General features: G+C 39.1%; 6 protein-coding genes and 1 pseudogene. 5 read left to right on the forward strand and 2 right to left on the reverse strand.

What is annotated here, in order from left to right; all coding sequences use genetic code 11:
* Nucleotides 1-630: 630 nt before the first annotated feature.
* The 4 genes and pseudogenes from BFU02S_RS17715 to treR all read left to right on the forward strand — a co-directional run.
* Nucleotides 631-1,014, forward strand: a pseudogene (locus BFU02S_RS17715) (PTS sugar transporter subunit IIA); the annotation flags it as partial.
* Nucleotides 1,015-1,113: 99 nt separating this feature from the next.
* Nucleotides 1,114-2,574, forward strand: a complete 1,461-nt coding sequence (treP, locus tag BFU02S_RS13255; protein ID WP_066371502.1) for a PTS system trehalose-specific EIIBC component — start codon at nt 1,114-1,116, stop codon at nt 2,572-2,574.
* Between the two features lie 130 nt (nt 2,575-2,704).
* Nucleotides 2,705-4,366, forward strand: a complete 1,662-nt coding sequence (treC, locus tag BFU02S_RS13260; RefSeq protein WP_066371490.1) for an alpha,alpha-phosphotrehalase — start codon at nt 2,705-2,707, stop codon at nt 4,364-4,366.
* A gap of 27 nt (nt 4,367-4,393) precedes the next feature.
* Nucleotides 4,394-5,113, forward strand: a complete 720-nt coding sequence (gene treR / locus BFU02S_RS13265; protein WP_066371492.1) for a trehalose operon repressor — start codon at nt 4,394-4,396, stop codon at nt 5,111-5,113.
* A 119-nt stretch (nt 5,114-5,232) separates the two neighbouring features.
* Here the strand turns inward: treR and BFU02S_RS13270 are convergent, their stop codons facing one another.
* Both BFU02S_RS13270 and BFU02S_RS13275 read right to left on the reverse strand, forming a co-directional pair.
* Nucleotides 5,233-6,060 carry an SPL family radical SAM protein gene (locus BFU02S_RS13270; RefSeq protein WP_066371495.1) on the reverse strand — a complete coding sequence of 276 codons (828 nt, stop codon included), beginning with the start codon at nt 6,058-6,060 and terminating at the stop codon, nt 5,233-5,235.
* 681 nt (nt 6,061-6,741) lie between these two features.
* Nucleotides 6,742-7,314 carry a helix-turn-helix domain-containing protein gene (locus BFU02S_RS13275; protein ID WP_066371497.1) on the reverse strand — a complete coding sequence of 191 codons (573 nt, stop codon included), beginning with the start codon at nt 7,312-7,314 and terminating at the stop codon, nt 6,742-6,744.
* A 125-nt stretch (nt 7,315-7,439) separates the two neighbouring features.
* Here BFU02S_RS13275 and BFU02S_RS13280 point away from each other — a divergent pair, with 125 nt between their 5' ends.
* On the forward strand, nt 7,440-8,045 hold the full coding sequence (locus tag BFU02S_RS13280; protein WP_066371499.1) for an MFS transporter: 606 nt from the start codon (nt 7,440-7,442) through the stop codon (nt 8,043-8,045).
* The last annotated feature ends 115 nt before the right edge of the window (nt 8,046-8,160 follow it).

Here is an 8,160-nt window from a genome sequence, read left to right on the forward strand (position 1 = left end):
CTATCTTGTTTCATCGCCTGAAAGCGACTATCTAAATATATCATAAGGTGCTCTTTAATATCAACACCTTTATTAAACAACTTCAACTGCGAAAGCTGTTGTTTTTTTGATGTTTCGCAGCGACGAAGATTAATATATCAAGTAATAGATGAAAGGTCAATAGTATTTTTATTTTTTATCTAAATTTATTCATAAACCAATGATCAGATAAACTATTAAACTGTTTAATCCAATGATATAAATTTAGATTCATCAGCTGGAGTAATTAATTGAATTTGGTATAACCGTTTATTTAAACTTTAATTTCCATAAGGCTTCATTAACTGCCCAGCTTTGTTGTTCAAGGAATAAGTTTTCTATTACTTTGAATGGTTCCATCCATTTGAGGATATGGTCTTCTTATTTATTTGTCTACCCATATCACCTAAATATAAATATCTTGTCTTTAATAGGGAAAGGTTGCCGTCTGAAAATTTACACTAATTGCATCAAAATAACCAAAGAGTCTGATATATTTTTTTAATTATCTTAACAGAATGATTCTTGATCAATTTGTATATACAAGTTATAATAACCTCATAACATGTATATACATGTATAAAATGAAAGCGTTTAAAAGGGGGCGTATGTATGTCATTAAAAAGTAAGGAAATTTTACTCTCTCCGCTAAGTGGAAAGGTTGTCAGTTTAGAAGAAATACCTGATCCTACCTTCGCGCAAAAGATGATAGGCGAAGGAATTGCAATTGAACCTACAGAAGGCAAGGTGGTTTCTCCTGTCGATGGTGAAATTGTAACTCTATTTCCAACGAAGCACGCGATTGGGATTCGTTCAAATGAAGGTCTAGAAATTCTGATCCATGTAGGTATTGATACCGTAAATATGAACGGAGAAGGCTTTGAAGTTTTAGTCTCGTTAGGTGACCGCGTGAAAGCAGGAGATGTTTTACTACATTTTGATTTAGCCCTCATTGCCGAAAAAGCTAAAAGTACTGTAACACCTGTCATCATTACTAATTACAAAGAATTGAAATCGTTATCAAAAACAGATGAAAAGGAAGTCGTTAAAGGAAAAACAAGCTTACTGACAGCAGTTCTTCGAGGAGAAATCAATATGAATAAACTGGTTTCAAAGGACCCCCTTCGCCGTACAGCAGAAGAAGTGATCGATGCAGTTGGCGGTAAAGAAAATATAGCAGCGGTTACTCATTGTGTAACACGTCTTCGCTTTGCATTATCCGATGATAGTAAGGTAGATAAGAATAAACTCGAACAAATTGAAATGGTAAAAGGGTCATTTTCAGCAAATGGACAGTTCCAAATAGTCATTGGACAAGGAACGGTTGACAAAGTATATACGCAATTAATTGATATTGCAGGGCTTCAGCATGGAAGCAAACAAGATGTTAAGAATGCTGCAGCACAAAAATTGAATCCGATTCAAAAATTTATTAAAACGCTTTCGGATATCTTTATTCCCATTTTACCAGCGATCGTCACTGCCGGTTTGCTAATGGGTCTTAACAATATCCTGTCAGGTAAAGGCATATTTTATGCCCATAAATCATTTATTGACGTTCACAGTAATTGGAGCGGTCTTGCCGATATGATCAATATCATCGCCAATACAGCTTTCGTATTCTTACCCGGTCTGATTGGCTGGTCAGCAGTGAAACGTTTTGGCGGAAATCCACTTCTTGGTATTGTACTTGGTCTTATGATGATTCACCCAGATTTATTAAATGCCTACAACTACGGTAATGCCTTAAAGACCCACACGATTCCGCAGTGGAATTTATTCGGCTGGCATGTTAATAAGATAGGCTATCAGGGACAAGTTCTCCCTGTTCTCGTTTCATCCTATATTTTAGCAAGTCTTGAAAAATACCTGAAAAAGCATATTCCGGATTCTATTCAACTGTTGCTGGTTGCACCAATTGCCCTATTAGTAACAGGATTTATCACCTTTGTTTTCGTTGGACCAATAACGTTTGGCATCGCTAATTGGATTACTGGCATTGTTGTTGCTATCTTTAAAAATGTTCCGGCCATTGGCGGTTTCATTTATGGCAGTTGTTATGCACTTCTTGTCATTACCGGAATGCACCAAGCATTCTTGGCCGTGGATTTCCAATTAATTGCAAGCACTGGTGGAACTTATTTATGGCCGATACTCGTAATGTCCAATATCGCCCAAGGTTCAGCAGCCCTTGCGATGATGTTCCTTACAAAGGATAAAAACATCAAAGGATTGGCAGGTACCTCAACCGTTTCCGCCTATCTCGGAATCACGGAACCAGCAATGTTTGGGGTTAACCTCCGCTTTAAGTATCCATTTGTGAGCGCACTGATCGGTTCGGCCATTGCAGGAGTCATTTTAGCGGTCGGCCAAGTAAAAGCCCCATCCATTGGCGTCGGGGGTGTCCCTGGATTTTTATCCATCTTCCCGCAAAACTGGGGCACCTTTTTTATCGGTATGAGCATCACACTGATCGTACCTTTTGTATTAACCTTTATTTTAGGAAAGGTAAAAAAAACAGCCGCTTCGGAAAAAAACAAAAGGGAAGCTGCTTAATAGATTAGAGGCCCGGGCTTATAGCTTAGGGTCTATCTGCTTTCAAAAATTTAAAAGGCGTCCGGGTATATTTTTTAAGTTTCATATACGTAATCTAGCCTTTATTAATTAACGGTGGTGTGTTTACAACATGAATGAACCTTGGTGGAAAAAAGCAGTTGTTTATCAAATTTATCCTAAAAGCTTTTATGACTCAAACGGTGATGGCATCGGCGACTTGCCAGGCGTTATCGAAAAATTGGATTATCTTCAACAACTTGGTATTGATGTCATTTGGCTAACGCCAATTTATGCTTCACCCCAGCGTGATAATGGTTATGATATCAGCAATTATTATGCTATAGACGAATCGTATGGCACGATGGAAGACTTCGATCGACTACTAGACGAAGCCCATAAGCGCGGCATCAAAATTATGATGGATATTGTTGTCAACCATACATCGACCGAGCATCCATGGTTTAAGGAAAGTGCTTCATCTCAAGACAGCCCTTACCGCGATTTTTACATTTGGAAAGCCCCGTCCCCCGGCGGGAATCCACCAACCAACTGGCAGTCCAAATTTGGGGGCAGCGCCTGGCAATGGGATGAAAAGACAGAGCAATATTACCTGCATCTTTTCGATGTAACCCAGGCCGATTTAAATTGGGAGAATGAAGAGGTCCGCGCTAAAATTTACGAAATGATGACTTTCTGGTTTGAAAAAGGGGTCGACGGTTTTCGCCTAGATGTCATCAACTTGATTTCGAAAAATCAAGAATTCCCAAACGATGAGAACGGCGATGGCCGTAAATTTTACACAGACGGTCCACGCATTCACGAATTTTTACATGAAATGCACCAAAAAGTTTTTTCTAAATATAACGCAATGACAGTCGGCGAAATGTCCTCAACAACCATTGAGAATTGTATCCAATATACCAACCCGAATAGTCAAGAATTAAGCATGGTCTTTCAGTTTCATCATTTAAAAGTGGATTATCCGGATGGAGAAAAATGGGCAGTCGCCGACTTTGATTTTCTTTCCTTAAAAAAAATCCTTGCCGAATGGCAAACAAAAATGCATGAAGGCGGAGGCTGGAACGCGTTGTTCTGGTGCAACCATGATCAGCCCCGGATTGTTTCCAGGTACGGCAATGACGGCAAGTACCGCGTTGAATCAGCAAAAATGCTGGCAACGGCCATCCATATGATGCAGGGCACACCCTATATTTACCAAGGCGAAGAAATCGGGATGACAAACCCAAAATTTGAACGAATCGAGGATTACCGCGACGTTGAATCTCTTAATATGTATAAAATTTTAAGAGAACAAGGAAAAAGCCATGCAGAAATTATCGCGATCCTCCAGCAAAAATCACGGGATAATTCACGTACCCCTGTCCAATGGAACAATAAAGATCACAGCGGTTTTACTTCAGGGGTGCCGTGGATAAACGTTGCCGCTAACTATCCGAGTATCAATGTGGAAAAAGCTCTCAGCGACCGCAACTCGATCTTTTACCATTATCAAAAACTGATTCAATTGCGAAAAAAATATGAGATTATCACCACCGGTGATTTTCAAATTCTTCTGGCGGAACATCCTGAAATTTTTGCCTATTTGCGTAATGGCGACAAGGAAAAACTGCTGGTTGTCAATAATTTTTACGGAAAAACAACAGGGCTAAACTTACCTGAATTCACCAATGTCCAGGCGGAAGTGCTGCTTTCCAACTATCCGGACTCACCAGAGCATTTTGCCAACTGCACCCTCCGTCCTTATGAATCGATCGTTTATCTTTTGAAATAGTGTTACAATGGTATTGGTGATATCGGGATGAAAGAAAATAAATTCATGGCTATTTATAATAATCTCGTAAAAAATATAAAAGAAGGAAAACTGAAAGCCGGCAGCCTTCTCCCTTCCGAGCACGAACTCGCCGAACAGTTTGGAACGTCACGGGAGACGATTCGCAAATCACTGAACCTGTTATCTTATAATGGATATATTCAAAAGGTGCGAGGCAAAGGTTCTGTTGTTCTGGATGTCAGCCGTTTCGATTTTCCCGTTTCAGGCCTTGTCAGCTTTCGCGAGCTTGCGAAAAGCTCCGGCAAAGACTGGCGGACCAACGTTCACGAGCTTGTCCTCATCAAACCCGATAACTTGTTAAAGCAACAATTAAAGGTAACGGGGAAAGATGAAATTTGGAAAGTCGTCCGTTCCAGGGAAATCGATCATGAAAAAATCATTTTAGATAAAGATTTTATCAAAAAACAATTCGTACCAACGATTACGAAAGATATTTGCGAAGATTCACTTTACCATTATTTTGAACGCGAACTCGGGCTTGTCATCAGTTTTGCGAAAAAAGAAATTACGGTAGAAGAAGCAACCGAAGAAGACCGTGAGTTTTTGGACATCAACGGCTATACCCATGTAGTCGTCGTGAGAAACCATGTTTATTTAGATAACGCCAGCCTTCTGCAGTACACAGAATCACGGCACAGGCTCGATAAATTTAGATTTGTTGACTTTGCCAGAAGAGAACGGCGTTAATTTCGGGATGGTTCATACAAATTTTGTAGCAAAAAGGCACAACAAGCGGATATAAGCTCGTTGTGCCTTACGTTTATCTTATGAAAGCGACAAATGGGCCTGTTCAAAAAAACGTAACTTCATCTTGGAAATGCATCTTTTTTAGAAACCCGTATCATTTCACTAGGAAAATAGTTTTTAAAATATTTTTCCACCTTTACATGCAAATCTCTTTGATACCACTGTGAAAGCTCATGTTGTTGAAATAATTGCGGCATTCCTAATCTTTCTGAACATTTGTCCATTGCACCATCTCCAATGGATAGGGTATCAATCCAAATATGGTCCACGATTCCATCCAATTCTTTTGGAAAGTCGGGGGTAAATGGCAAAACCGGTGATATAGAAGCTTGAGTAGATATTCCTGCATCATGAACTTCTTTTAAAGCTTTGATCCGCAACTTCATTCCAGGAGCCAATGGAGCAAAAGTTTGCTTTATATCTTCCCGATCTGTTTCAATTGTCATGGATACAAGAACATCACATTTTTCTTTTAATTTTATTAACAAGTCAATATCTCTTGTAATCAGTGGTCCCCGTGTTTGGATTTGAAGAAAATCGGGCGGCGCTTCAATCATTGCTTCTAGTATCCCCCGTGTAATGTTTGCTTTCCGTTCAATTGGCTGGTAAGGATCTGTTGCAGAAGACATAAAGAGGTTGACGGGATTATTTTTCTTGCGAAATTTAATGATTTCCTTTTGATAATTTTCTGCTGCATTTGTTTTAATATTCAACCATTCTCCCCAAGGGATTTCTTTAATTCTTTGAATGGGCATTTCTCTTACATAGCAGTACCTGCAAGAAAACGCACAACCGCTATATGGATTCAATGAATGGGTAAAGCATACATCCAAATAACCCTTTGCTTCAGTAAGAATTTTCTTTGCAAGTATTTCTTTTATTTCCATTTGGGAAGCACCTCTCTTTAAATTCTATCATATATTTAGAGGCAAGTTCCTATTTTGCCGGTGCAAAAACATTGAGGTGTCCTCTGTATTCACCCTTCTTACGATTTTGTTAATACCATGAACTGTAATGCGTTTATACTGTAGGAAAAACAACCAGAATGGAACAGGAGAACGAGGAAGGATGAAGACTGGACCACCATTGGATCCAGCCTGAGATTGGATAACTAATTGTAAATTTACGATATTATTAATTGAGCATTCCTGCTATTGTTTGAATCTACCTCAACTTTGGACACTTGTTGCTGTTTCCTTGGCCCTCTTTCTCTGAACCATGGATAACTTCGGACACGCTTGTTCTTTTTCTGGGCTTCGCTGTCCGCACCTGACTCAACTTTAAACAAAAGCAGCACGATTGGACTTCTGCCGAAATCGGTATAAAAAATCCGAAGGAAAACCGGATCAGCACCAGAGAAACCTTCGGAATTAGAACATATTTTTATCTAAGGAACATTAATTTTTTTAGGATGCTTAGTTATTTACTTTAAATGCTCAAAAGCCGTATTTCGATGAAAATATACGGATACATAGAAAAATTAGTTGTTTGCTTATAGTTCAAATCCAATAATTAGGCATGATAATTTTTTTGTTCGAATTAGCATCAAAGCAACTTTAGACAGGCTCTTAAGTCCGGGGATATGCTAACAAACAAAATAACACGGCTGGAGTATCACTTGAATTAATGTAAGTGTGTTTGCAATCCGCCTGGAAACGGATGGAATCAAATGGTTCCAGATGATGTTTGCAACCTTCTACATAGATATCTACTGATCCAGACATTGCCGTAGCCACTTCTATGGTTCCTTCATGGTGCTGTTCCGTATTTTCACCTTGAGGTTTAATACAGACACGGTATAATTCTGAAACACCGTATTTCAAATTACCAAATACTGGTTCAATAGTCCAATCCCCATTTGCACTCTCAAGGATCTTTCCTTCCCCTGACCGAGATACACTTACCTTTTCTTCAAGGTTAAGCAAGGCGGTAAGAGGAACGGAGAGTCCTTTTGCAATTTTCCACATGATCGTTAAAGTAGGGTTAGCCTCTCCCCGTTCAATTTTTCCTAAAGTTAGTTTACTAACCTCAGTAATCTCAGCTAGTTCGTTTAAGCTTAGGTTATTTTCTTTTCGTATTTGCCGTAATTTACAACCTACTTGTTCTGCTAATTGTTTCGTTTCCTCATTCTGCATATCCATCGAACAACGCTCCTTATTAAATAATTGACACCACGTAACATATATTATAATATACCAAATATTAATTATAATTAACCTATCGCAACTTCATCGGATAACCTAGAATAGACAGGAGGACAGGTGGTATGAAAACATCACAAGAAATCGATACACATTCTAATATATCAAAGATTAATACTGTTTCACGAGTAAGTATATGGTTACTGGTTATAGGAATCATATTCGCTGCCGCTAATCTTCGCGCCCCGATTACGGCAGTGGGGCCAATTATTGGAGAGATCCGCAGGGAGATGGGAATATCGAATACATTAGCGGGCATGCTAACGACATTACCTTTACTTTCCTTTGCTGTTTTTTCAATACTTACTCCAAAAATAGCCCGACGCATCGGGATGGAAGTCATGCTTTTAGCAGGATTTATGATATTAACCGTTGGCATTCTTTTACGATCTATCCCTTCAATAGCAACTCTGTTCATTGGTACGGCCTTGCTTGGAATGTCAATTGCGGCAGGTAATGTATTAATACCAAGTTTAATTAAACGGGAGTTTTCTCATCATGTGGGCCTTATGACTGGTATCTATTCTGTTTCCATGAATATAATTGGAGCGATTGCATCCGGGATTAGTATTCCGATTGCTGTCAAAGCCGGTTTTGGTTGGCGCGGTGCACTAGGCTGCTGGGCAATTCTTAACAATGCAAAAACGATTGCCTCTAAAAATGATAGCTAAACTTAAAGCAATTGCCCCTTAACGAATTGCTTCATCCATACTAATTCCAAGGTTAAAGGAAAGCATCCCTCATAATTAACATAATCCATTCCCAGAAGAAGTTAATCCTCATAAG

It is taken from the genome of Neobacillus fumarioli NBRC 102428 (assembly GCF_001591485.1).
Classification (GTDB): Bacteria; Bacillota; Bacilli; order Bacillales; family Cytobacillaceae; genus Neobacillus; species Neobacillus fumarioli.